This window comes from Fluviicola sp. (assembly GCF_039596355.1).
Classification (GTDB): domain Bacteria; phylum Bacteroidota; class Bacteroidia; order Flavobacteriales_D; family Crocinitomicaceae; genus Fluviicola.
This window is the reverse complement of record NZ_JBCNJW010000003.1, coordinates 327412-352485: the sequence shown is the minus strand read 5'-3', so window position 1 is coordinate 352485 and position 25074 is coordinate 327412. Positions and strand designations below refer to the sequence as shown.

19 protein-coding genes are annotated in these 25074 nt (G+C 45.5%); 12 read left to right on the top strand and 7 right to left on the bottom strand.

The features are described from left to right. The first annotated feature begins 34 nt into the window (after positions 1–34). A complete protein-coding gene (locus ABDV94_RS09500) occupies positions 35–2665 on the top strand; it encodes a glycoside hydrolase family 3 N-terminal domain-containing protein (protein ID WP_343606993.1) in 2631 nt (876 codons plus the stop codon). Between the two features lie 118 nt (positions 2666–2783). On the opposite strand, the gene ABDV94_RS09495 is transcribed toward ABDV94_RS09500, so the two are convergent. After that, positions 2784–4217 carry an alpha-L-fucosidase gene (locus ABDV94_RS09495; RefSeq protein WP_343606829.1) on the bottom strand — a complete coding sequence of 478 codons (1434 nt, stop codon included), beginning with the start codon at positions 4215–4217 and terminating at the stop codon, positions 2784–2786. Positions 4218–4403: 186 nt separating this feature from the next. Between ABDV94_RS09495 and ABDV94_RS09490 the strand changes: the two genes are divergently transcribed. From ABDV94_RS09490 to ABDV94_RS09460, 7 genes are all read left to right on the top strand, one after another. After that, on the top strand, positions 4404–5723 hold the full coding sequence (locus ABDV94_RS09490) for a TolC family protein (RefSeq protein ID WP_343606828.1): 1320 nt from the start codon (positions 4404–4406) through the stop codon (positions 5721–5723). Between the two features lie 7 nt (positions 5724–5730). Next, positions 5731–6936, top strand: a complete 1206-nt coding sequence (locus ABDV94_RS09485) for an efflux RND transporter periplasmic adaptor subunit (RefSeq protein WP_343606826.1) — start codon at positions 5731–5733, stop codon at positions 6934–6936. A 2-nt stretch (positions 6937–6938) separates the two neighbouring features. Then, positions 6939–7685: an ABC transporter ATP-binding protein gene (locus tag ABDV94_RS09480; protein WP_343606824.1), complete on the top strand. Its 747-nt coding sequence runs from the start codon at positions 6939–6941 to the stop codon at positions 7683–7685. Further along, positions 7682–8902: an ABC transporter permease gene (locus ABDV94_RS09475; protein ID WP_343606822.1), complete on the top strand. Its 1221-nt coding sequence runs from the start codon at positions 7682–7684 to the stop codon at positions 8900–8902. The genes ABDV94_RS09480 and ABDV94_RS09475 overlap by 4 nt, the downstream gene beginning before the upstream one ends. A 1-nt stretch (position 8903) precedes the next feature. Continuing rightward, positions 8904–9953, top strand: a complete 1050-nt coding sequence (locus ABDV94_RS09470) for a histidine kinase (RefSeq protein WP_343606820.1) — start codon at positions 8904–8906, stop codon at positions 9951–9953. Then, a complete protein-coding gene (locus ABDV94_RS09465; RefSeq protein ID WP_343606818.1) occupies positions 9943–10692 on the top strand; it encodes a LytTR family DNA-binding domain-containing protein in 750 nt (249 codons plus the stop codon). Before ABDV94_RS09470 ends, ABDV94_RS09465 begins: the two co-directional genes overlap by 11 nt. 78 nt (positions 10693–10770) lie before the next feature. Then, a complete protein-coding gene (locus ABDV94_RS09460; RefSeq protein ID WP_343606817.1) occupies positions 10771–13098 on the top strand; it encodes a UvrD-helicase domain-containing protein in 2328 nt (775 codons plus the stop codon). Between the two features lie 55 nt (positions 13099–13153). Here ABDV94_RS09460 and ABDV94_RS09455 read toward each other — a convergent pair whose 3' ends face one another. The 5 genes from ABDV94_RS09455 to ssb (ABDV94_RS09435) form a co-directional block, all read right to left on the bottom strand. Then, positions 13154–13882, bottom strand: a complete 729-nt coding sequence (locus ABDV94_RS09455; protein ID WP_343606815.1) for a GLPGLI family protein — start codon at positions 13880–13882, stop codon at positions 13154–13156. After that, positions 13863–16619 (bottom strand): outer membrane beta-barrel protein, encoded by a 2757-nt coding sequence (locus ABDV94_RS09450; RefSeq protein WP_343606813.1) that lies wholly within the window; start codon positions 16617–16619, stop codon positions 13863–13865. The genes ABDV94_RS09455 and ABDV94_RS09450 overlap by 20 nt, the downstream gene beginning before the upstream one ends. Positions 16620–16797: 178 nt before the next feature. Further along, positions 16798–17106, bottom strand: coding sequence for a single-stranded DNA-binding protein (locus ABDV94_RS09445; RefSeq protein ID WP_343606811.1), 309 nt, complete (start codon positions 17104–17106; stop codon positions 16798–16800). Between the two features lie 3 nt (positions 17107–17109). After that, positions 17110–17424: a single-stranded DNA-binding protein gene (ssb, locus tag ABDV94_RS09440; RefSeq protein WP_343606990.1), complete on the bottom strand. Its 315-nt coding sequence runs from the start codon at positions 17422–17424 to the stop codon at positions 17110–17112. 39 nt (positions 17425–17463) lie between these two features. Next, a complete protein-coding gene (gene ssb, locus ABDV94_RS09435) occupies positions 17464–17820 on the bottom strand; it encodes a single-stranded DNA-binding protein (protein WP_343606809.1) in 357 nt (118 codons plus the stop codon). Between the two features lie 239 nt (positions 17821–18059). Between ssb (ABDV94_RS09435) and ABDV94_RS09430 the strand changes: the two genes are divergently transcribed. The 4 genes from ABDV94_RS09430 to ABDV94_RS09415 all read left to right on the top strand — a co-directional run bounded on the left by ABDV94_RS09430 (position 18060) and on the right by ABDV94_RS09415 (position 22936). Beyond that, on the top strand, positions 18060–18521 hold the full coding sequence (locus ABDV94_RS09430) for a GyrI-like domain-containing protein (protein WP_343606807.1): 462 nt from the start codon (positions 18060–18062) through the stop codon (positions 18519–18521). A 5-nt stretch (positions 18522–18526) separates the two neighbouring features. Then, the gene (locus tag ABDV94_RS09425) at positions 18527–19150 is read left to right on the top strand and encodes an NAD(P)H-binding protein (RefSeq protein ID WP_343606805.1); all 624 of its coding nucleotides are present in this window, start codon (positions 18527–18529) and stop codon (positions 19148–19150) included. Between the two features lie 267 nt (positions 19151–19417). Continuing rightward, positions 19418–22183 carry a histidine kinase gene (locus tag ABDV94_RS09420; RefSeq protein WP_343606804.1) on the top strand — a complete coding sequence of 922 codons (2766 nt, stop codon included), beginning with the start codon at positions 19418–19420 and terminating at the stop codon, positions 22181–22183. A 21-nt stretch (positions 22184–22204) separates the two neighbouring features. After that, the gene (locus tag ABDV94_RS09415; RefSeq protein ID WP_343606802.1) at positions 22205–22936 is read left to right on the top strand and encodes a LytTR family DNA-binding domain-containing protein; all 732 of its coding nucleotides are present in this window, start codon (positions 22205–22207) and stop codon (positions 22934–22936) included. Here ABDV94_RS09415 and ABDV94_RS09410 read toward each other — a convergent pair. Beyond that, on the bottom strand, positions 22933–25056 hold the full coding sequence (locus ABDV94_RS09410) for a DNA topoisomerase 3 (protein ID WP_343606800.1): 2124 nt from the start codon (positions 25054–25056) through the stop codon (positions 22933–22935). The genes ABDV94_RS09415 and ABDV94_RS09410 overlap by 4 nt on opposite strands. Between the last annotated feature and the right edge of the window lie 18 nt (positions 25057–25074).

Below are 25074 nucleotides of genomic sequence, written 5' to 3'. Positions count from 1 at the left end.
CGCAAAACTACTCTATTTTTAGAGCGTGAAAAAAATGCTGTTCCTCCTGTTTGCTGCAATGCCGCTTGCCCCGGTATTCGGTCAGCCATACAAAGATTCCACACTGGCAATCGACTTGCGGGTAAACGACCTGCTCAACCGCATGACCCCGGAAGAAAAATTCTGGCAGGTCTTCATGGTTCCGGCCGACCTCGACTCCAGCAACGCACATTTATTTCAACACGGAATTTTCGGGATTCAACTCAGTGCTTCGGCGCAGGGTGATGCCGGCGGACAATTACTTTCCTACAATACGTCAGACAACGCCGCATTGCTGGCGCGCAAGATCAACCAGGCACAGCGTTTCTTTGTGGAGCAAACGCGATTGGGCATTCCGATCATTCCATTCGACGAAGCGCTGCATGGTTTGGTACGCAGTGATGCAACCAGTTTTCCGCAATCCATTGCAATGGCTGCTACCTGGGACACCGCGCTCGTCAAACAGGCTACCGGGCACATTGCTTCGGAATGCCGGGTACGCGGCATCCGGCAGATTTTATCTCCGGTGGTGAATCTTGCAACGGATGTCCGCTGGGGACGCACTGAAGAAACCTATGGTGAAGATCCGTTTTTGACCTCGCAAATGGGGTTGGCTTTTGTTCGCTCGTTCGAAACCCGGGGAATCATCACGACACCCAAACACTTTGTGGCCAATGTGGGTGACGGCGGCCGCGACAGCTACCCGATTCATTTAAGCGAACGGGCACTGGAGGAAACGCATTTCGTTCCGTTCAAACAAACCATTGCTTTTGGAAAGGCGCGATCCATTATGACCGCATACAATTCCCTGAACGGAACAGCCTGCTCTTCTAACCCGTGGCTTTTGACCGACAAACTGAAAAACGAGTGGAAATTCTCCGGTTTCGTGATTTCGGATGCCAATGCGGTGGGAGGCGAACTGGTACTTCACAAAACAGCCAAAGATTACGCCGAAAGCGGTGCACATGCCATCAATGCCGGAATGGATGTCATTTTCCAGACAGATGTCAATCACTCCGTCTTGTTTTATCCGGCTTTTGCAAATGGACTCATTAATAACGACCGCCTGAATGATGCTGTTTCACGGGTGCTTCGCGCGAAATTCGAACTAGGCTTGTTTGAGCATCCTTACATTTCCGAACAGATTGACGAAAAAGGACTCCATACCGAAGGAAAAAAACTGGCACGGAAAGTGGCGGAAGAAGCCATTGTACTGCTCAAAAACGAGCAAAATACCCTTCCGCTTGCTGCAGGAACCAAAAACATCGCTGTTTTCGGAACTGATGCCGTTGAAGCCAGACTCGGCGGATACAGTGGGCCGGGGTATCACAAAATCAACATCCTCGAGGGAATCAAAGAACTTGCCGGGAAAAATACCACGGTATGGTATTCAGAAGGGAGCAATCGAACTACCGACGAACTGGAACTTATTCCCCTCAAATATCTTGAAGCCAACGGAATTCCGGGATTAAATGGCGTTTATTTCGACAACCCGGAACTGAACGGAAATCCCGTTTTTGAACGCCGGGACGAACAACTCAATTTTCACTGGACTTTGTATTCCCCTCATGAAAAACTGCAGGCCGATCATTACAGCGTTCGCTGGACGGGCGAACTAACAGCTCCGAAGAGTGGTGAGTTCCGCATCGGGCTGGAGGGAAATGATGGGTTTCGCCTGTATCTGAACGACCAATTGCTCATTGACCGCTGGGAAAAGCAGTCTTATCATACCGATCTGGCAACGTATTCCTTCAAAAAAGGACAGAAATACACACTTCGGGTTGAATTTCGCGAAACACAGGGTGACGGAAAAATCCGCCTGGTGTGGAATGCCGAATCAGCAGACTGGAAGAAAAAAATCGACGAGAGTATTAAATTGGCTAAAAAGGCCGACGTAGCAATTGTTGTAGCCGGAATCACGGAGGGCGAATTTCTCGACCGGGCTTCATTACAGCTTCCGGGACACCAGGAAGAGTTAATCAAACGCTTGAATGAAACGGGGAAACCGGTCGTGGTGTTGATCGTCGGTGGAAGCGCCGTAACAATGAATCACTGGATCGGGGAAACAGAAGCGGTTGCCATGTTGTGGTATCCGGGCGAAGAAGGAGGTCGTGCAGTAGCCGATATCCTTTTCGGAAAAGCAAATCCGGGCGGTAAACTCCCGATTACCTTTCCGGTGAGTGAAGCACAGCTTCCGTTGGTGTACAATCATCAGCCGACCGGGCGTGGAAACGATTACAACAACCTGAGCGGACAACCTCTGTTCCCGTTTGGCTATGGATTGAGCTACACCCAATTTGCGTATTCAAATCTGCGTTTGGATCGCGCGGTGATCGGAAGCTCGGAAAAGACGTTTGTACGTTTCACACTTAAAAATTCGGGAAAATTCGACGGCGACGAAGTGGTTCAACTATACATCAAAGATGTGTTAAGTTCCGTTGTACGACCGGTGCAGGAATTGAAAGGCTTCCAACGCATTCATCTGAAAGCAGGTGAAGAAAAAGAAATCGTTTTTGAGATCTCCCCGGAAATGCTGGAACAATTGAATAACGCATTACAGCCGGTCGTTGAACCCGGGATATTCCGCATCCTAATCGGGTCTTCTTCCCGGGATTTACACCTGAAGGCAGACCTGGAAGTAAGATAGGTAATCATTCAATGGTTCAAAAGACTTAAAAAGTTCAATTTGAACATTTGAACGGACTCTTTCCATAGCATCCATTATCAGTTAGGCAAAGCATGAACCTTCTCGTAGAGCGTTTAAATTAATTCATTTCAAAAGCAAATGCCCACACCGGGTTTCCGGTTGCTGTTAAGGCAGATTTCGGCAGTTGTACCTCTACCCGGTTGTTTTTGATTTTCCATTTCACCTTTTCTCCGGTCGGGAGATAGACCAGCTGCGATCCTTTTTTCGGCAGGTTGACCGACCAGGAAACCGTTCCTGCTTTCCGCAGTTCTTCGGATTGCACTACTAATGCGTAGGTTTTCTTTTTCTTCTGATTCGCGGTGAAGAAAACAGCATCTTCCCGGTAATGTTCCAGGCTTCGCGTTTCGTAAATCGCTTCTTTGTTTGCATCCATCCATTTTCCAATTTCGAGCAGGCGTTGTTCCACATTTTCCGGAATCGTTCCGTCGGCTTTCGGCCCAACTCCTAAGAGCAGGTTGCCTCCTTTCGCCACTACTTCGACCAACGTATGGATTACTCGTTCTGTTGATTTGATTTCATCATTCGGCACATAACCCCAGTTTGTACAAAGCGGCATGCAGGTTTCCCACGGATTGTCGATTCGTTTCTCCGGAATGGTGTGTTCCGGGGTTTGATAATTCTCATAAGGTCCCTGCACCGTTCTGTCGACCACGATCATTCCCGGTTGATGCGAACGCGCCATTCCGGCAATCCGGTCAATATTCAGTTCCTGGTTCCACTGCGGAATCGGTGCTCCCCAGGAAAGGACTTCCTCATCAATGGTATTCTTCGGGCGCACCCAGCCTCCGTCGAGCCACAGAATATCTACACTTCCGTAACCAGTGGCAATTTCCTGGATTTGTTTGTAGGTATATTCTTCAAACTGCTGCCAGCGCCACGGATGTTTTCGGGTATCGTAATTGTTATTTCTGTCGGGAGTTGCATACAAAGGCCACCAGTAATTTTCACTGTGCCAGTCGGGTTTTGAAAAATACGCCCCGATCATAAATCCCTGCTTGCGGTATGCATCAAAGACATATTTCAGCACATCTGCTTTCGGATTCGACGCAAAAGGCCCGGAAGTAATCTTGAAATCGGTCTGCTTCGTATCAAACATACAGAAACCGTCGTGGTGCTTGGTGGTAAAGACGAGGTATTTCATCCCGGCTTTTTTCGAAACATCCGCCCATTTTTCCGGGTTAAAGTTGACCGGGTTCAGCTTTTTGCTCAATCCCCAATACCATTTTTTGTACTCGTCATAACTGGACGTTGAATCCCGGGTAATCCAGTCTTCCGAACAAATCGACCACGATTCCACTATTCCGGGAACGGCATACAAGCCCCAGTGAATAATCACTCCAAATTTCTGATCCTGCCACTTTTCCAGTTTTTCCAGTACCAGCGGATCAGTTGGCTTTTGATAGTCATTCGATACGGGGTGAACTCCGAGGTTTTGCCCGGATGCAAAAACGGACAACAACATCAAAGCGGGTAACAACAATTGCTTCTTCATATTCTACTTCGATCGGGGCCAAAATTAACAGGAATCCTTTTGACTCTTACCTGAAGCCGAACTTTCTTCAAAAAAACGGTCGGTTAAATTTCCCGGATTGCAGTGAAAATTGTTCCGAACATCGATTTCATTTAAGCATGTGCTGTCATCGTTTCAATTTTGCCTTAAACCCATATTTGATGCAATATGATACGAAAATCATTGGCACTGGCATTCATCATTCCCGGCTCATTTTCTTCATTCGCCCAGGACGCGAAAAGCACGGTCTGGAGCCTGGAAAACTGCCTGACTTACGCGGTTGAGAACAACATTACCGTCCAACAGGCTGTACTCACCGGAAGCAGTGCAGAACTGGATTACCAGCAGGCGAAGATGAATCGTTTTCCAAACCTGTTTGCCAGCGCTTCACAATCTCTTACAAACGGACGCAGTATCGACCCGATCACCAGCGACTTTGTTTCCCAAACGATCCACAGTACGAGTTTCGGGGTTACTTCGCAAGTGGCCTTGTATAACGGCGGGAAGTTGAACAACCAGGTCAAACAGCAAAAACTGGTTTCCGAACAAAACGTGTTTTACGTCCTGGAAGCCCGGAACAACATTTCCCTGAGTGTAACGGAAGCCTATCTTCTAGCCGATTACTATTACGAAGGAATCAAGGCGGCTCAAAATACCCTGGCACTTTCCCAACAGCAACTGGAACAGGGAAAAGGAAAACTGGCTGCCGGAGTTTCCACCAAAAGCGCGATCGCGGAACTGCAATCACTGGTTGCACAGAATCAACACACGCTGGTTCAGACAAAAAACCAGTATGCACAGCAGTTATTGACGCTCAAACAGCTTTTGGAACTCGATCCCGGAACAGAGTTCGATATCCAGCACACCGATCTGAAAGGAAGCATTTCAATCATTCCCGACAAGCAGACCGTTTACACTGCCGCGCTCGGAAATATGCCCGAAATCAAGGCGGCCGAACTTCAAAAAGAAGTAGCGGAACTGGACAAGAAGATTGCCTTTTCGGGCTACCTGCCGAGTTTGTCTTTATCCGGATCATTGGCAACCGGTTACACCAATACGCAGGCTTATAATTTCAGCAACCAGATCGGGAACAACTTCAACCAACGGATTGCTTTGTCACTCAACATCCCGATTTATTCCCGCAACCAGAACAAAACCAACATGGAAAAGGCCAAAATCAGCCTTCAAAATTCGGAGTTGCAGCTGACACAGGAACAAAAGGACTTGTTCAAGAAAATTGAAACCGCGTGGCAAAATGCCGTGGCAGCACAGGCCGAGATGGAATCTGCAACTGCTGGTCTGGATGCTGCTCAAACGGCGTACGATCTCGTACAGGAACAATTCAACCGCGGGGCAACCGATGCGGTCAGCCTGGCAGTTAGTCAAAATACCTTACTCAATGCACAACAAAGTTTCCTTCAGGCAAAATACATGCACATCCTGTATGTGAACCTGCTGCATTTTTATCAGGGAACAACGATCAAATGAATCCATTATGAAAAAGAAAAGCATTAAAAATCTCCTTCTCGGAGTCCTCCTCCTCCTCGTCGTTTTTGTCATTGTGAAATTGATTCCGGGTAAAAAAGAAGCCCCGGTCTCATTGGAAACAACCCTTGTTGAAACAGGCGATGTAACCAGTGTCGTTACTGCAACGGGAACCATCGAACCGACCAAACAAGTAGAAGTCGGAACACAGGTTTCCGGGGTCGTGAAGAAAGTCTACGTCGACTACAACAGCGTGGTAAAAGCCGGGCAGTTGATTGCCGAACTGGACAAAACGACTTTGTTATCTGTATTGGCAGAAGCAAAAGCAAGTTACCGCATGGCTCAAAACGAACAGAGTTACCTGCAGAAAATTTACGAACGTCAGAAGGGATTGTTTGCAAATAACCTGATCAGTGAGGCAGATTACGAAGAAGCGCTTTACAAACTAAATGCTGCCAAAGGAACTACTGAACAACGGTTATCCGACCTGGAAAAAGCGGAAACAAATCTCAGTTATGCCAGCATTTATTCCCCGATCGACGGAGTAGTACTCGGAATTGATGTGGAAGAAGGACAAACGGTGGCGGCAAGTTTCAGCACACCTACCCTCTTCACCATTGCACAGGACTTGACGAAAATGCAGGTAGAAGCAGATGTGGACGAAGCCGATATCGGGAATGTGCAAACCGGACAACGGGTTACGTTTACCGTAGACGCCTATCCGGAAGAAGAATTTGCCGGAACGGTCACACAGGTTCGTCTCAATCCAACGGTAACTTCCAATGTCGTAACCTACACGGTAGTTGTGAAAGCAGACAACCCGGAACAACGACTGAAACCGGGATTGACGGCAACGATCAACATTTTCACCAAAGAACTCAAAAACGTGCTGACGGTGAAGGAAAAAGCATTGGCGTTTGTTCCCGACCAGGAATTGCTGAACACGTATTACAAACAACACCAGATTCATGCCGGCAGTGGAACATCCAAAAAGTCAACGGCAACGGAAAAATATGTGTGGATCGTTCAGAAAAACGGCGAACTGGCACAACAATCCGTCAAAATCGGTGATAGCGACGGCATCCAGGCCCAGGTACTGAGCGGTTTGACGAAGAATGACAAGATTGCAACAAGCATCACGGCAGTATCAGAAGAAGCAGTAGCGGCTTCAGGCGGTAGTCCGTTTATGCCCAAACCTCCCGGAAAAAAGAAATAGTCATGGAAACAGCAATTATTCACATCGACAACATCCAGCGTGACTTTCTCATGGGAGGAGAAATGCTGAAAGCACTGAAAGGGATTTCATTCGATATCATGCCGGGAGAATTCGTGACCATCATGGGATCAAGTGGTTCCGGAAAATCGACCCTGCTCAACATCCTGGGCTGCCTGGATCAGTCGAGTTCGGGAGTTTACGAGATTGACCAGGTGAATGTAGGGAATTTATCCCGCAATGAACTGGCAACGATCCGCAATCAAAAAATCGGGTTTATTTTCCAGGCATACAACCTGCTTCCGCGGACAACGGCCATCAACAATGTGGAACTTCCCTTGCTGTATAACAAAACCGTCTCCGCCAAAGAACGCAGGGAACGCGCACTGGAAGCTTTGAACCTCGTTGGTTTGTCGGAACGTTTACACCACACTCCGGCGCAATTATCCGGAGGACAACAACAACGCGTAGCGATTGCACGTGCTTTGGTCAACGATCCGGTGCTCATCCTAGCCGATGAGGCGACAGGAAACCTGGACACACGCACCTCTTACGAGATCATGGCCTTGTTCCAGGAATTGAACCAGAAAGGAAAAACCATTGCATTCGTAACACACGAGCCAGACATCGCCGCATTCAGCAGCCGCACGATTGTATTGAAAGACGGATTGGTCATCAGTGATGCTCCCGTTCAATCACCGCTTTCGGCGAAACAGGCATTGGAAACACTTACAACAGATCACAGCTTATGAGTTTGCTCAATTTATTCAGAATTGCACTGCGGTCACTTTCCCTGAACAAGTTTCGGGCGTTTCTGACCATGCTCGGAATTATCATCGGGGTGGGTGCGGTGATTACCATGCTCGCCATCGGGGAAGGTTCGAAAGCAAGCATCCGCAGCGAGATTTCTTCGATGGGATCCAACATGATTACCATTCGACCGGGAGCAGATCAACGTGGAGGCGTGCGCATGGATGCAAGCAACACCCAAACCCTGACGCTCGACAACCTGGAAACGATCCGGAAAGAGTCTCAATACCTGAGTGCCGTTTCTCCCCAAGTCATGGGAAGCGGACAAGTCATCAACGGTTCGGACAACTGGCCCTCCAGCATTTACGGGGTCAGCCCGGAATATTTATCGGTTCGCATGCTGGAGGTCGTAAACGGAAACATGTTTACAGAAAGTGCGGTGACTTCCAATGCAAAAGTCGCGGTCATCGGGCAAACGATTGTCGAAAACCTCTTTCCTTCCGGGGAAGATCCGATCGGGAAAACGATCCGTTTCAACAACATTCCGTTCAAGATTATCGGCGTACTGGGTGAAAAGGGTGAAAACACCTTCGGCCAGGATCAGGACGATATCATTTTGGCGCCATACACAACCGTTCAAAAACGGATTCTTGCGACCACATACCTGCAATCCATCGTTGCATCAGCAACCAGCGAAGATACCGCACCCAAAGCGGTAGAAGAAGTTACAGCACTTTTGCGCAGCGCGCATCACCTGAAAGAAAGTGATGACGATGACTTCAATGTGTTTTCCATGGAAGAATTAATCAGTACATTTAGTGCAACAAGTGAAATGCTGACCCTATTGCTGGTTGCAATCGCCGGAATTTCATTACTCATCGGGGGAATCGGAATTATGAATATCATGTATGTTTCAGTCAAAGAGCGCACACGGGAAATCGGGTTGCGGATGGCAGTCGGCGGAAAAGGCCGCGACATCCTGCTTCAGTTCCTGGTGGAATCCATTCTCATCAGTGTGACCGGCGGATTGATCGGGGTTTCTCTCGGGCTTGGCGCCACCTACCTGATTGCGACCTTTGCTTCGTGGCCGGTTTCGGTAACAGCGTCTTCGATTATCATTTCCTTCGTTGTATGTGTCATTACAGGAATTTTCTTCGGATGGTATCCTGCCCGAAAAGCCGCGGCCCTGGATCCGATTGCCGCTTTGCGTTATGAATAGTATGAATCTGAACAATAAATGGCTGGTCGTATTGCTTCATGCGATGGTTTGGGGAACTTTATTCGGTTTTCCCTACCTGCTCACGACTGGTCAGGGGCCAGACCTGCGTGAGATCATGCAGCATTCCTGGATTCCGCTGATCAGCTACATGGTGATTTTCTACATCAATTATTCCGTGCTGATCGAACGCTTACTTTTCCGCAAGAAACTGGTTCTCTACATTGTATTGAACATTTTATTGTCGGTCGGATTGGTTTTCGCTACTGCGTTTATCCGCTTCACATTCTTCCAGGATCATCACGATCCGGATCGTCCGCCGCCCCTTCCCTGGAAGTTCTTCTTTTACATGGAGTTCCTCTCTACCCTGATTCCATTATTCTTTTCCATCGCCGTACGCATTCTGATTCGCTGGATGCAGGCACGTGCTAATGAGCAGGAACAAGCGGCTTATCGTTTCCAGTCGGAATTACAGCATCTGAAATACCAGCTTCAGCCACATTTCTTTTTCAATTCGCTAAACAACATTTACTCACTCGTGGATCGTTCGCCGGAAAAAGCGAAAGAGAACATCCATGCATTGGGGAAACTGATGCGTTATTTCCTCTACGAATCCGATACCGAGTTGGTGAAATTGTCCAACGAAATCGACTTTATGCGGAAGTACATCGAATTGATGGAAGTCCGGACTGCAGACCGCACCAAGGTATTTGTCGAATTCCAGGAGGTCAAATCAGACATTCTGGTTCCACCGCTCCTGTTTATTTCATTGATTGAGAATGCATTCAAGCACGGTATTTCTGCCAAAGAAGTAACTCCCTTATTCTTTCAGTTGCAGATTACCAACAATCGGCTATTGTTCACAAGCCGGAATGCCTACCTTCCCAAAATGAAGGAAGACCAAAGCGGTTCGGGAATCGGGCTCAACAACCTGGAAAAACGCCTGAAACTGCTTTATCCCGGAAATTACCGGTTTGAAACACGCATTGAAAACGGGCAGTTCTTTATCGTGGAACTGTCCATTCACTTAGACGGATTACATCATGAAAAATGAACTCATTCGCTGTATCATCGTTGACGACGAACTCATGGCCCGAAGGCTGATAGAGGATTACGTAGCCAAAACACCGTTCCTGAGTTTTTGCGGAAGTTTCGGAAGCGTTGTTGAAGCACTGACCGTGCTCAATGCTGAGCAGATCGATTTGGTGTTTTTAGACATTCAAATGCCGGAAGTAAACGGCATCGAATTGTCGCGGATGCTCCCGAGATCCACACGAGTCATTTTCACCACAGCGTTTGATCAATACGCCATTGAAGGTTTCCGGGTCGAAGCACTTGATTACCTGCTTAAACCTTTCAATTACCAGGAATTCCTGGCAGCTTCCAACAAAGCACTGGAATGGTTTTCCCTGACGCGAAATGCTTTGAAAAGTGAAGATTTGAAAAGTGACCCGGCAGAAAACCCGGAATTCATCTTCGTGAAATCGGAATACAAGCAGCTCAAAATTGCTCTGAATGAAGTCCTCTACTTCGAAGGCTGGCGCGATTACGTCAAAATCTGGTTATCCGGACACCCTAAACCCGTTCTGAGTATTTTAACCCTGAAATCCCTGGAAGAAACGCTCCCTGCCGATCGCTTCATGCGCATCCACCGGTCGTTTATTATCAACCTGAACCAGATTGAGGCCATTGAGCGGAGCCAGGTACTGATCGGTTCCGAACGGATCACAGTAGCGGAACAATACAAAGTGCGGTTCGCCAAATACATCGCTGACAATTCTCCGGAAGCATAAATCGGATTTGTTTAAAATTAACGACTGATCCGCCGTTTTGTAATCAGCCGATACTCCATAGTTTACTATCTTTGCTTTATGGATTATCTAGATGGATTAAACGAAAGCCAACGCGTTGCAGTTGAGAATTTTGAAGGCCCTACGATGGTTATTGCCGGAGCAGGTTCCGGGAAAACACGGGTTCTGACCATGCGGATTGCATATATGATTGACCGGGGAATTGACCCATTCAACATTCTTGCTCTGACTTTTACCAACAAAGCAGCAAAGGAAATGACCGAGCGGATTGCTTCGATCGTGGGATCAAGTGAGGCTAAAAACATTACGATGGGAACCTTCCACTCCGTTTTCTCACGTATTCTCCGAATCAATGCAGACAGGCTGGGTTACCCTCAGAATTTCACTATCTACGATACACAAGATACCAAAAGCTTACTGAAAGATATTATCAAAGAGTTGAACCTCGATGATAAAATATACAAGCCGAGTATGGTTTACGGCCGGATTTCCGCTGCTAAAAACAACCTGCTTTCCGCTGACGATTATGCCCTGAATCCTGAAATCATGGAGGAAGACAAGATCAGTCAGCGCCCGGAACTGGCACGCATTTACAAAGCTTATTCTGTTAGGTGTTTCAAAGCCGGTGCAATGGATTTCGATGATTTATTGTACCAAACCAATGTGCTTTTGCGCAACTTTCCGGATGTACTTTCATACTACCAGCACAAATTCAAATACATCCTGGTGGATGAGTACCAGGATACGAACTACGCGCAGTACCTGATTGTGAAAAAACTGGCTGCGGTTTATGAAAACATTTGTGTAGTCGGTGATGATGCGCAGAGTATCTACTCGTTCCGCGGGGCAAACATCCAGAACATCCTGAATTTCCGGAACGATTACCCGGATTACAGCCTGTACAAACTGGAGCAAAACTACCGCAGTACCCAAACCATCGTTGACGCTGCAAACAGCGTGATTTCGAAAAACAAGGAACAAATCAAGAAAAGCGTCTGGACACAAAACGATAAAGGAAACCCGATCCGTGTCATTCGCGCAATGACCGATAACGAAGAAGGGAAAATCATTGCGAATAAAATTTTCGACCTGAAACACCAGGAAAGCGGTGATTGGACAGATTTTGCAATTCTGTACCGCACCAACCGCCAGTCGCGTGCATTCGAGGAAGCCTTGCGGAAAATGAATATTCCGTATAAGATTTACGGCGGACTTTCCTTCTACCAGCGAAAAGAAATCAAAGACTTGTTGGCGTATTTCCGACTGACCGCAAACCAACGGGATGAAGAAGCGCTGAAACGTGTGATCAACTACCCGAAACGCGGAATCGGGAAAACATCCTGGGAAAACATCATCATTGCTGCCAATCAGTATGATGTGGCTATTTGGGATGTCATTTCGGAATTCGGGAAATACCCGGTTTCAATTCCCGGACCTACGAAACAGAAAATTTCAGATTTCGTGACCATGGTTCAGAGTTTTTCCGCACAACTGAGTACACAGAATGCCTATCAGCTTGCTCAAACAATTGCAAAAAGTTCCGGAATTCTGAAAGAACTCTATTCTGAAAAAGACAAAGGGCCGGAAGAAGTGGAACGCTACCAGAACATCGAGGAATTATTGGCTGCGATCAAGGAATTTACTGTTCAAAGCGGTGACGATACGCCGGCTACGCTTTCCGACTTTATGATCGATGTAGCGCTCTTAACGGATGCTGACAACGAAAAAGAAGAAGATAAAAACAAAATTAGTCTGATGACTATCCACTCCAGTAAAGGACTGGAATTTAGACACGTGTATCTGGTCGGACTGGAAGAAAACCTCTTCCCTTCACAGTTGTCTGTCAATTCCAGAACAGAACTGGAAGAAGAACGACGGTTGTTCTACGTAGCAGTGACACGCGCCGAGAAGAACTGTACGATTTCATACGCCGCGTCGCGGTTCCAGTGGGGAAATCTCATCACTTCTGAACCAAGCAGGTTTATTTCGGAAATCGATCCGGACTACCTGAGTTTTGAAACTGCATACGGAGCACCAAAGTCAGGCGGACGTTCATTGAGTTCCGGAAGAGCCGGCAGTAATTTCGACAGACCTTTCACCGGCGGCTTAAACCGTATGCCAGGAAGCTCACCATCTGCATCGTCTTCATCCGGTGCACCACGCAGCCTGAAAAGCATGTCAGAGCTCAATTCCAAAAGCGGAGGCGGTGATGCCAACATCGACATCAAAGTCGGTTACAATGTAGAACACGAACGATTCGGAAAAGGAAAAGTGACCAAACTCGAAGGAAGCGGCGTTGACCGAAAAGCAACCATTTTCTTCCCGCATGCAGGAGCAAAAACGCTGCTGCTCAAATTTGCGAAACTGACCGTCATTGATATGGATTAAACAAAAAAGAGGTTGTACGCTGTACAACCTCTTTTCATTTATGCTTTCACCGGATTTACCAGTAGAACATCCCTATGATGATTTGATCACCGAAAGGCTGTCCTTTCAATTTCTGTTTTAATTCAGCAATTAATTCTGCTTCGGTATACTGCTTTCCTTTTTTCTTCGGCTGGGCAATTTGTTCCGGAGTCGGAGCGATGACCTCTACTTTCTTCGCAAAATAAACGATACTTCCGTCTTCCGTTGCCAATCCCAAAACCGCTCCGGGCAGTCCCTGGATATTCTCAGGCCCTACAGTCGGTATAATATCTGTCGTGAACCACGCATAAATTCGCGTTGAATCGTCTTTCTGCCAGATTACGCGCGTACATTCATAGCCTGCGATCTTACGTGTTTTATCCGTAATTTTCCAGGTATGCTTTTTCAACGAATCACCAACAGTCATTGAATTTCCCATCATGTCCATATAAACGAAACGCTGCCCTTTCGGAAACAGGTTGTAAACCGTATTTTTCATCGTCAGGAAACTCTGTGGATCCGGTTGTTCAGGAGCAATGTAGGAAAACAAAGACGCCGAATCATTAAAATAAAGCGAAAATTCTTCTGTCTTGATTTTATTCTTCTCCCCCACAAATTGTCTCATGCGGTCGTCTTCAAAAATCTTCCACAGGTTTGTTCTTCGTTCATAAGTGATTTTTCCCTCACGAACCAGCTGAGCCTGCACAGTACCGCCGAGAAATAAGAGCCCCAAAAGCATCCACGTTTTAATACCAATCGTTCCCATCTGCTTCTTTCGTTTTATAATTATTGAATCTCAAAGTTAATTTTGCCATGAAATAACGGCGAATGATGCTTGTACGCTGATCGACAATCACGTTGTTATTGACCGTACGGTAGTTACTGACATTCTGGTTCAGGATATCGTATGCTTCGATTCCAAACAACAAGTTTCCGGTTTTCAGGAATGCTCGTTGAATCGAGGCATTCCAGATAACGTAATTGATGTTATATCCGCTTGTGCGTCCTGTGTTGATATTGTAGGTCGCATCCGATTTAATAACCAATCTGAACGGTAAGGTCCAATCAATTTCCGCATTCAGGTTATACGTTGTATACGGTTGGTTCGACTGCGTTGTCAATGAATTGTACGGAACGTTGTAATTAAATCCACCGCCGATTTCAAAGCGCAACGTATCGCCATTGTAGTTCAGGGACAAATCCGATCCGATTCCGGTGTTACGGGTATCGTTATTCACTGAATTGACCTGGTTCATACTGGACGTAAAGTTTCCGTTCGCATTCACACGCAACTGCAGGTCTTTGACGTTTTTGATCGGAATTCCGGCTCCTGCCCAATAGTAAAGGAAATCGGAATTCTTCACGTTGATCGCCTGGGAAACGGATCCTCCGACAGGAGTAAACGTGGTGTTCGTACTGAAGTTATCCTTGATGTGCATATAGCTGAACCCAGAGTAAATATACAATCCGGACAATCCTTTCCAGGTATTGAAGCTACCGGTGATCGTATGTGTGTAGTTTGGTCTCAGTCCGGAATTACCGATCTGGATAAAGTTCGGGTTCGAGTTGTTCAAAACCGGTTGCAACTGGTCGATAGACGGCAAACTGGAGTTGGTATTGTACTGCAGCATCAAACGGGTTGTCTGGCTGAATTTGTATCGGAACACCACGCGTGGCAATACGTTACTCATGTTTTGTTTGATCAATGAGTCCGTAAAGATGTTTACGTTATCAATGTCGATGTTTCTCACACGTGAACCAACAGACAAGCGCAGTTTTGCATTTTCATAAATCAGGAACGCTCCCAAACGGTGCTGTGTACGGTCTGATTTGAATTTATTGGAATACATCGTATCTACTTCCACAAATTCTCCGTTGAGTGGATTCAATGTAGTCTTTCGCTGCGAGTTATTGTTTCGGTAAAATTCGTAATCAAACTCCAGTTTCAATCGTTTGGAGATTGGCTCCACGTAATCCGCGTAAGCCGTATGTGCCAGTGAGTTGCTTCGGTTCTCTTTCAACTGATCGAACCGGTAATTCTGAGCATTTGTTACCGCGTTGGTATCAGCGGAATGCAGGTAACCGTCCGAGCGGTTGTCTGTTCCAACGATGTTATAGCGTGCAATCAATTTCCGGTTTTTCTTTTTGAAATCCTTGAAGAAACGTACTGTTCCGTTCAAGTTTGTTCCAAAAGCATTTGCAGAGTTGTCGATTGTCGTTGTACGGGTCAATGTATCACGCTGAGACAGGAAGTCGGTTGTCGAGAATGAGTTCTGATCCGTTTTATTGAATGTAATCTTCGGCTCGATTTCCAGGCGGGTCAGCGAGTCAATCTGCTGCGTGAATTTGATCCCGATTTGATTTTGCAAGTATGATTCTTTTGTCAAACTGTTCACATCCGTCGTATACGAAGTATCGGACAACAAATACTGGGAGCGGCTGTTCGATTTTGTCGTTACACTGTATTGAGCCATGGAGTAGTTCAACCGTACACGTGAACCTTTTCCGAATTTTTGATCCAGGTAAAATCCTGCTTTGAACGTGGATGGAATCCCTTCGTTTTCGTTTGGATTACTACCTCCGCTATACGATTGGATATCGTCATTTTCAGCCATCCAGTCAAATCCATCAGACAATCCGAACTTGAACAAATCACTCCCGTTAATATTGGTTTTAGGTGTATTTGATCCAAGGGCATAAACTGCCAGTTTTTGGTTCTTATTATAGGAGTTGAATAACATCTCTCCTTCATAAAACCCGCGATTGGGGGAAGTGAATTGATTGAGGCCACCGGCCAGATTGACCTTCCCGAAATATCCCTTCTTGGCTTCCTCCTTGAGTTTCAGATCCAATACCTGGACCTTTTCATCACTTCCGTCTTCGGCATCTTTTTCATATACTTCAACGGTTTGTACTCCTTTTGCCGCTAAGTTTTTTGTCGCAATCGTTGGGTCATTTCCGAAGAATTCATCTCCATCAACCAATACCTGCCCGATTTCCTTCCCCTGGTTCTTAATCTTCCCGTTTTCATCAATGGTCATTCCCGGAAGTTTTCGGATCAAATCCTCAACCACTGCATTCTCCTTCACTTTAAAAGAATCAGCAACGTAAACCAGGGTATCACCACGATAATAAATCGGGTTTCGGTTCGCATAGATGAGTACCTCATCCAGTGCGGTGCTTTTATCCGGAAGCGCTAACGTGTCCAGGATAAAGGCATTATTATCTTTCGAACCGAAGAAGAAAGATCTGAACACACCGTAATCCGGGTGGATGACGGTAAATTCAATGGTATCAATCGGAAGATTGAATTCCATGTGACCGAATTTATCCGATCGTTTGAAATCAAGCAGAACAGAATCACGAACCCGCTTTACAATACCAACCGCATTTCTTACAACGGTTTGAGAATTCGTGTCTACTACATTAGCCTTGATCTGCATATTCTGGGAATGTCCCAGATATGAAATCAGGATGAAGAACAGAAGTACAATTTTTTTCAATACTCAAAGTGTTTAGATGGTACAAAATTAGACGTAAATTCTTCGGTTTAATAAAAAAAATGCGAAACGTTACACAAACGAGATGAATGGCTGAGAATATCCTTCAACGGAGGAATAAAAGCGGGGATCAATCGATCCCCGCATACTGCATATCGTTAAGAAACTATTGATTATGGAACTAAAACTTAACGACTTGCCTCACTTCCACTTCGGTAATCCGTTTTGTACTGCCGTCCTTATCTACATAAGTCCGGTTCACCAGTCTTCCTGAAACAGCCAGTTTGCTTCCCTTCCGGCAATAATTCGTCAGGAAGCTTGCGGTATTTCCCCAGGCAAACATGCGGTACAAAGCGGCCTCGGATTCGGCTTGCTGTTTATAACGATCTACTGCAAATTGAAATCGGGCAACGGTAGATCCGTTTTCGAATGTGGTGATGGCGGCGTCTGATCCCAGACGCCCCACCAGGGTAACTTGGTTTCTCAGCATATCCTACAGAATGATTAAATCATTGACTTCGATTTCCGAGAACATCTTCCGCTCTCCGGATTCCGTTCTGTAAAAACGGCTCACCAACTTACCTTCCACCGCCACATTCATTCCTTTCGGACACAACTCTTCCATGATACTCGCCCATCGTCCGAAAGCAGTCATTCGATGCCAGTCCTGTTTCACCCGAAGGTTCCCTTCCTGGTCCAGGTAATGTTCTTTCGTTGCAAGGGAAAAATTCACGACCCGTCGTCCTCCCGGTAATAAACTCACCTTCGGATCTGAGGTGATTTTTCCTATCATATTTACATGATTCATGTGCAAAATCTGATTCTGTTTCGTAGTGGTATTCATAACTTATGCTTTAGCGGTTTCTTGTCTTCTGGAACTTAACACCACGAACTCACACAATTCGATCTCCGTCACCATGCGTTTATCGCCGTCTTTGGTTTCGTAGTTGCGGTTCACAATTCTTCCTTCAATAACCACTTCGGTTCCTTTGTCCAGGATTTTTTCTACACGATCACATAGTTTACCCCACGCAATCACCGTGTGCCATTGAGTATTGTCTACCCAATCACCTTTTTTATCTTTGAACCGTTCGTTGGTTGCTACGGACAAGCGCACTTTCTTTGCTCCTGAGTCGAAAATTTGAGCAACCGGTTTTGATCCGATGCGTCCGATTAAATTCACTTTGTTTTTCAGCGTATTCATACTTGTTTGTTTTAAACGTTTGTAAAATTTTGATTCGATTGGCTTTCAACCGATTGGATGCTGCAAAGTTGATTCGGGAGTAAAATCTTTTTTGGTTATTAACTAATTACTGTCGAATATTTTTCGGTTGTAACCGGTTGCTATCGTTTTTACAACTGATTATCAATAAGTTATTTTATTCAAAATTTTAAACTCTCCAATTCAATAAATTCCTTAATTTCAATCCTAAAAGCAGTTTCATGACACAACAAAACGGATTTCATTTAATCGGGATTTCGACCGTGACTTCTAACCTGGACGGAAAGGCCGCTTCAGATATCGGGGCTTTGTGGGGACGTTTCATTTCCGAAAACCTCCTGGAAAAAATTCCCAATCAAACGGATCAGGATATCGTGTGTGTTTACACCGATTACGAAACAAACTATACCGGAAAATACACATGCATTCTCGGGCTGAAAGTCAACTCATTGGACACCATTCCTGAAGGATTGACTGGTCGTTCGTTTACCGGCGGCACATTCCGTCCCTTTTTGGCTTCCGGAGAATTGCCTCAGGCAGTAGTCGATACCTGGCAGAAAATCTGGGATCAGGATCGTAGTTTGAACAGAAGCTACACCTATGATTACGAAGTGTACGACGAGCGTTCTCGGAAAGGGGACGAATCGGAAGTTGCTATTTTTATTGCGACAAACAAGCATTGACAGGCATGACGATTTGTATTTCCGGAGCGAGCGGTTTGGTTGGAAATGAATTACTCATTCAGCTTTTAAACAAACCGGAGGTTGAGAAAATCCTGGTACTGAGCAGAAGTGCCCTGGCATTTAATCATCCCAAAATGCAGGTTGCCCTAATTGCTTTTGAAGAATTGGACCAGATCGAAGTTGCTGAAAAAATTGATGCGGGGTTTTGTGCATTGGGTACAACATTAAAAAAAGCAGGAAGTAAAGAACGGCAACAACAAATTGACCGGGATTTCGTGGTCGCGTTTGCTGCATTTTGCAAACGTTCGGGGGCAGAAAAAATAGGTATTGTTTCCTCCATCGGAGCAGATGCACTTTCATCCAACTTCTACCTGCGCACAAAGGGAGAAATGGAAAAGGGAGTATCAGCAATCGGTATTCCTCATACTGTTTTTATCCATCCTTCGCTACTGGTTGGTCAGAGAAAGGAATTCAGACTCAGTGAAAAAATTATTACACCGCTGAGTTTCATCATCAATCCGTTTCTCTTTGGTAAAGCCAGAAAATATCGAAGTATCCGCGCATCAGTCGTTGCACAAAAACTGATCGACGCCACCCTCACAAATTCCAGCGAAGTTGGTCAACTATAAAGTTCGGGAAAATTGATTTAGGAGTGTTACCTTAGCAAAATGGGGACTAAACTGAAATACTTTTGGGAAAGACAACGAAACCGATCGCTGTTTCTTTGTCTTTTTTTTGTCCTAATTTCCAGTTATCCCCTTCTTGCCCAATCCCTCGGTAAACTCATTGAATCCACATTGAATTCCGATGCTCCTTTCACGATTCGGGTTTTCGGAACGGAAGATGGAATTCCTCAACACCAGATTTCAACTATGATCTCAGGTAAAACGGGGAATATGATCATCGCAACCGCCAATGGATTGGTAGAATTCAACGGTCAAAACTTCACCGACATCAACCCTACCGATGAAAGCCGGAAAATCCTCTGCACTGAACTTTACCTGAACCAGCAGACAAATCAACTCTACGGACTGAATAATAAATCCGAGTTCTACCAGATTTCGCCGGTAACCAGATGCATCAGCAAGGATTTTCTCCATGCATCTTTTTATCACGATTCGATCATTTACGTTGATAAAAACGGGGATATCCGGATCGCACGGATCGGATCTTCCAAAAGTCGTTTTATTGCAAAAATGCCCCAGCAGGAAGAATTGTCCAGTATTGGAATGATCGATGGAAATATCTTCTATTCCAATGAACTGGGAACTTACCTTTTAATCGGAAAAAAATGGATTCAGCTCAGTAAAGAAACCTACTACCGTTGCAAAACAGACCCATATACCGGAACGATTTATTTACTGGGAATCAGCAATATTGCTATCTATAAAAAGGAGAAATTATTCATCGAACAGTTCCCCGAAGGAATATCCGGTTATTATTTTACCGACATGGCTTTCAGCCCGCATGGAGAAATTTTTCTTTCCTCACACAAGGGAATTCTGTATAAAAACGCCTACCACCATGTTTACCAATCATTGAATTCCAACCTGCCATCCAAGATTATTTTATCACTGTTCTTTAACAAAGACGAGAATTTCCTGTTTGCTGGCAGCAACGACAAAGGGCTTCTGCAGTTAAAACAGAAACACTGCATAACCTTCTTCGATGAATCTGTTTTAAAGGAATCCTCCCTCAGCTCCATTGTCAAATACAACAAGCATTTATTGGTCTCCGGAAGTTACAATGCCATTTTCGATTTCAAGCAGCGCCGGATTTCTCCGTATTTAACTTACCCGGCATCATTTTCCTGTTTAGCAAAAATCAACAAGGAACTTTGGGCCGGAACCTGGGGAGAAGGAATTTTGACCTTTAAAAATCAGCAGCTCACCGGACGCATTGAATCGAAGGCACTGCCCAATCCGTATGTTCACGCTATGTTCCAGGACCGCAAACGACGAATCTGGATCGGTACCGAAAGCGGAGTGGCATTCGGAGAAACCGTCAAAACCATTCACCCGGTTTTCAGTTCCCTCAAAATGGGGCTGATCATCTGTTTCTATCAAATGAGAAACGGGAATATCCTCATTGGCGGCGAACACGGATTTTGCATCTTTTCCGAAGACCTGAAACTCATCCGCCAATTCAGCATCCGCAACGGATTAAACGGGAAAGAAGTCCGTTGTTTTTATGAAAAGAAAGACGGAACACTACTGGTTGGCACTTACGGCGGCGGGTTGTATTACTGGAACAACAAACGACTACTTCCTCTCAACCGGATGAAGAACTGTCTGCTAGATAACGACATTTTTACACTGGCTCCTGATACAAGAGGAAACCTCTACATTTCCTCTAATCACGGACTCTATGTCATCAACGAACAAAAAATCGATGATTTCATTCATCAGAAAATCAATTTCCTGGTTCCTTTTCGTTTAGGACAGGAAGACGGAATCCTGAACACCGAATTCAACGGCGGATTTCAAAACAATTATTACTCCGAAGACCAGAAGCATTTCTATTTCCCGACCATCCAGGGAATTCTCACCAGCTTTTTTGAAATTCCGAAGTACCGGAAACTACGGCCATTTCTGAAAGAAGTCATTGTCAATGACGAAATCCAGAAGCTCTCCGACCGCGTTTTTCCACGAAATACACACACGATCAATATCCAATTCTATTGTCCCAATTTTACCCCGTTCTACAACCTGCATTACCAGTACAAACTGGCTGGACCGGATATCCGGGAAGAATGGAGTAGCCCAACTAAACAAGGAACAATCAGCTTTAAAATGCTCCCTCCAGGCGAGTACAAGGTGTACATGCGCGGAATCGACGGCTTCAACGATCACAATCCAAACGAAGTAGTCTATGAATTCAAGATTGAAAAACACATCTATGAAACGCTTTGGTTCCGTCTGCTTGCCTTCGGATTGGTATTCTTACTCATATTCCTGCTGACTTACAAGCGGATCCAGGTTTCAAAAGACCAGGAACTCAAAGACAGTGAACACAAAAACACCATGTTTGAGTTGAAACTCAAGGCAATACAGGCCAAAATGAATCCACACTTCATTTTCAACTGTCTGAACAACATTCAATACCTCATCGTGATGGGAAAACAGGAGGAAGCAGAATATGCTTTGAGTGATTTCTCCATTTTGTTGCGGAAGTTCCTCCAACAAAGCGACAACTCCTTCATTACGCTCCGGGAAGAAATCGAACTGCTAAAATCCTATATTTCCGTAGAGCGTTTCCGTTTCGAAGAAAGCCTGGAAGTAGAAGTCAATATTCCCGAAAACCTGCTTCACCTCAAAGTACCTACGCTGCTGGTCCAGCCAACCGTAGAAAATGCCATTGTTCACGGCCTGACGCATAAAAAAGGAGCTAAAAAGCTAATCATTGAGGGGCATCGGGAAGACGATTCGATTATCTTGCGGATTGAAGACAATGGAATCGGCCGGCAGGAAGCGAAACGAATCAATACTTATCGTGCAAACCACATTTCACACGGTTGGAACATGGTTCTCGACAAGATCAATTTACTGAAAGCAAAATACCAATATTACGTTATCTTTGAGATCATTGACAAGCCTGAAAACAATGGAACAACCGTTATTTTTAAAATTCCGCTGGTCCATGAAGAAATGCTGGAAAACTAATTCAATTTAACACCAAAACACGTGAAAGCTCTTATTTTAGACGATATTCGCATCAGCAGAGAAGGTTTGGCAGCATTGCTAAACAAGATCGATCCGGACATCGAAATTGCAGCAAGTGTGGCTACCACGGAAGAAGCCAAACAGGTTTTCGACGAAATGAGCATCGATGTTGCCTTTTTAGACATCCAGCTGCAGGCAGGAACCAGCTTTGATTTGGTAGATGAAATTCCGTTTGAAACCAAAGTAGTTTTCATTACCGCTTATGACGAACACGCTATTTCTGCCATCCGGAAGGGGGCCTTTGATTATTTGCTAAAACCGATCAATTCGTCGGATCTCCGGAACTGTATTCAGCGTATCCGCGATGTTGACTCTCAAATGGCAGAATCAAATTATACCGGCAATGGAAAAAACGACGATGCACGTGTCAATTCGGATTTAATCGGTATCACCGGGCTGGATTCGATCATTTTCCTGAAAATCGACGACATTGTTTACCTGAAAGCGGACGGAAAATACACAATGATCCAAACCACCACAGAGCACATCACCAGTTCAAAAAATTTAAAGGTATTTGAAACCATGCTTCCGGAATCCAAGTTCATGCGGGTACACCACTCGTTTTTACTGAACCTGAAATACATTAAGAAGTTTCAGAAAGAATACAACACGCTGGTTTTGGAAAACGGTGCTCAGATTCCGGTGTCCAAATCACGAAAAGACCTGCTCATGCAGCGCTTGATGCATGTTTAGCCAACCGTCACATTGAAGTTTTCATCCAACACAATGGAACCTTCGATCACTTGGTGAGACCCCGGGATCAATAAACCTTTCATCTTGGTGGTTTTCCCCTTGGAAAGCAGGTCGATCATTTGCTTGTCGGTCAATTTTTTGCCAAGTATCTCGAACGGAATCATGAATCCGCAGACTTTGAAATTACTACAGCCTACCCCGGTTTTCCCCGTCATCAGCTTGTGACTTTTGCATTTCGGGCAGTTCAGATCTCCGATATGTTGCTTTTCAGCTTTTTTACGTTCCTTTTTCTCTTTCACAACTGCAACCGGCTGATCGGTGTGCAGCTGAATCCGTGTCGGCGCCTGGGAAAAGATGACTTCGTCCGTGAGTTCACGTACCATTACCATCAATTCGCGCTTGAACTGCTCCAGGTCATACTCCCCCTTTTCAATCAGGCGCAGTTTCCGTTCCCATTGACCGGTCAATTCCGCACTTTTCAGCAACTCATTCTGAATCGTATCAATCAATCCCACTCCGGTTGACGTTGCAATGAGGTTCTTCCGTTTTTTTTCAATGTATTTCCGCTTAAACAACGTTTCAATGATATTTGCACGGGTTGCCGGACGACCGATTCCGTTTTCCTTCATCATGTCGCGCAGCTCTTCATCATCGACCATTTTCCCCGCAGTTTCCATTGCACGTAGCAAAGTTGCTTCCGTATACGGTTTCGGCGGACTTGTTTTTCCCTGGTGGATAAACGGCTGATGCGGTCCGCTTTCACCTTCTTCAAAGTGGGGCATGGTTTGTTCCGGTTTTTCAGCGGTTTTCTTTCCTTCTGCCTCATTTTCCTTCACCTCTTCCCAAACAACTCTCCATCCGGGTTCGATGATCTGTTTTCCGGTTGCCTTGAATTCAATCTGGCCTACTTTTCCCAAAACGGTTGTATTTGAAACCTTACATTCCGGGTAAAACGCCGCAATGAAGCGACGTGCAATCATATCGTAAATCTGCTGTTCCGGGTGGCTGATGCCACTTGGCTGAACTCCGGTCGGAATAATTGCGTGGTGATCCGTTACTTTCTTATCGTCAAAAACGGTTTTCAGTTTGGGAATCGGTTTGGATAAAACAGATTCCGTAAATCGGGAATAATAAGTCATTCCCTTCATGATCCCTTCGATCTTCGGATGTAAATCCTCACTCAGATAAGTAGTATCAACCCTCGGGTAGGTAACCAGTTTCTTTTCATATAAACTCTGAACCAATTTAAGCGTTTCCTCTGCCGAATTCCCGATTTTCTTATTCGACTCAACCTGTAAAGAGGTCAAATCGAACAAGCGCGGGTTTCCTTCTTTCCCTTCCTTTTGTTCAAATGAAGTGATTTCGAACGGATGCTCCTGCAAATATGCCAGTCCTTTATCTGCTCTTTCCTGCGACTGCAATCGGTCGATTGTTGCGGAGAATTCTGTTTCGCGGTAAAGCGTTTTCAATTCCCAATACTCTTCTGCGCGGAAAGCTTCAATTTCTTTCTGCCGGGTCACAATCATTGCCAAAGTCGGCGTTTGCACCCTCCCGATTGATAAGGTAGCTTTTCCCTGTCCGAATTTCTTGGTAAACAGGCGGGTTGCATTCATTCCAAGCAGCCAGTCGCCAATGGCGCGCGCGCTTCCCGCTGCATACAAATTCTGGTACTGTTCTCCCGCTCTAAGCGATTGAAATCCATCCCGGATCGCTTCTTCCGTCAGGGAGGAAATCCACAACCGCTTCAGCGGAACACGGCATTTTGCTTTGGAAAGTACCCAGCGCTGGATTAACTCTCCCTCCTGCCCGGCATCGCCGCAGTTGATGACTTCCGAACAAGAAGCAACCAATCTCTCGATCACGGAAAACTGTTTTTTCACCCCGGAATCGTCGATGAGTTTGATTCCGAATTTTTCCGGGATAATCGGAAGATCTTCCAGTTTCCAGTATTTCCATTTTTCATGATAATCGTGTGGTTCCTTGAGCGTGCAAAGATGCCCGAAAGTCCAGGTTACCCAATAGCCGTTTCCTTCATAGAAACCGTCATTGCGCTGTTTCGCACCAATTACTTCAGCGATATCTTTCGCTACGGAAGGCTTTTCGGCAATACACAATATCATAACTTGCAAAGTTAGTCA

Excerpts from the sequence above, each read along its gene's own strand:
- ABDV94_RS09465 (WP_343606818.1), top strand. The coding sequence starts at position 9,943 with ATGAAAAATGAACTCATTCGCTGTATCATCGTTGACGACGAACTCATG.
- ABDV94_RS09480 (WP_343606824.1), top strand. The coding sequence starts at position 6,939 with ATGGAAACAGCAATTATTCACATCGACAACATCCAGCGTGACTTTCTC.
- ABDV94_RS09425 (WP_343606805.1), top strand. The coding sequence starts at position 18,527 with ATGACGATTTGTATTTCCGGAGCGAGCGGTTTGGTTGGAAATGAATTA.
- ABDV94_RS09420 (WP_343606804.1), top strand. The coding sequence starts at position 19,418 with ATGATCATCGCAACCGCCAATGGATTGGTAGAATTCAACGGTCAAAAC.
- ABDV94_RS09485 (WP_343606826.1), top strand. The coding sequence starts at position 5,731 with ATGAAAAAGAAAAGCATTAAAAATCTCCTTCTCGGAGTCCTCCTCCTC.
- ABDV94_RS09475 (WP_343606822.1), top strand. The coding sequence starts at position 7,682 with ATGAGTTTGCTCAATTTATTCAGAATTGCACTGCGGTCACTTTCCCTG.
- ssb (WP_343606809.1), bottom strand. The coding sequence starts at position 17,820 with ATGAATACGCTGAAAAACAAAGTGAATTTAATCGGACGCATCGGATCA.
- ABDV94_RS09460 (WP_343606817.1), top strand. The coding sequence starts at position 10,771 with ATGGATTATCTAGATGGATTAAACGAAAGCCAACGCGTTGCAGTTGAG.
- ABDV94_RS09410 (WP_343606800.1), bottom strand. The coding sequence starts at position 25,056 with ATGATATTGTGTATTGCCGAAAAGCCTTCCGTAGCGAAAGATATCGCT.
- ABDV94_RS09455 (WP_343606815.1), bottom strand. The coding sequence starts at position 13,882 with ATGGGAACGATTGGTATTAAAACGTGGATGCTTTTGGGGCTCTTATTT.
- ABDV94_RS09500 (WP_343606993.1), top strand. The coding sequence starts at position 35 with ATGCTGTTCCTCCTGTTTGCTGCAATGCCGCTTGCCCCGGTATTCGGT.
- ABDV94_RS09495 (WP_343606829.1), bottom strand. The coding sequence starts at position 4,217 with ATGAAGAAGCAATTGTTGTTACCCGCTTTGATGTTGTTGTCCGTTTTT.
- ABDV94_RS09470 (WP_343606820.1), top strand. The coding sequence starts at position 8,904 with ATGAATCTGAACAATAAATGGCTGGTCGTATTGCTTCATGCGATGGTT.
- ABDV94_RS09445 (WP_343606811.1), bottom strand. The coding sequence starts at position 17,106 with ATGCTGAGAAACCAAGTTACCCTGGTGGGGCGTCTGGGATCAGACGCC.
- ABDV94_RS09490 (WP_343606828.1), top strand. The coding sequence starts at position 4,404 with ATGATACGAAAATCATTGGCACTGGCATTCATCATTCCCGGCTCATTT.
- ssb (WP_343606990.1), bottom strand. The coding sequence starts at position 17,424 with ATGAATCATGTAAATATGATAGGAAAAATCACCTCAGATCCGAAGGTG.
- ABDV94_RS09430 (WP_343606807.1), top strand. The coding sequence starts at position 18,060 with ATGACACAACAAAACGGATTTCATTTAATCGGGATTTCGACCGTGACT.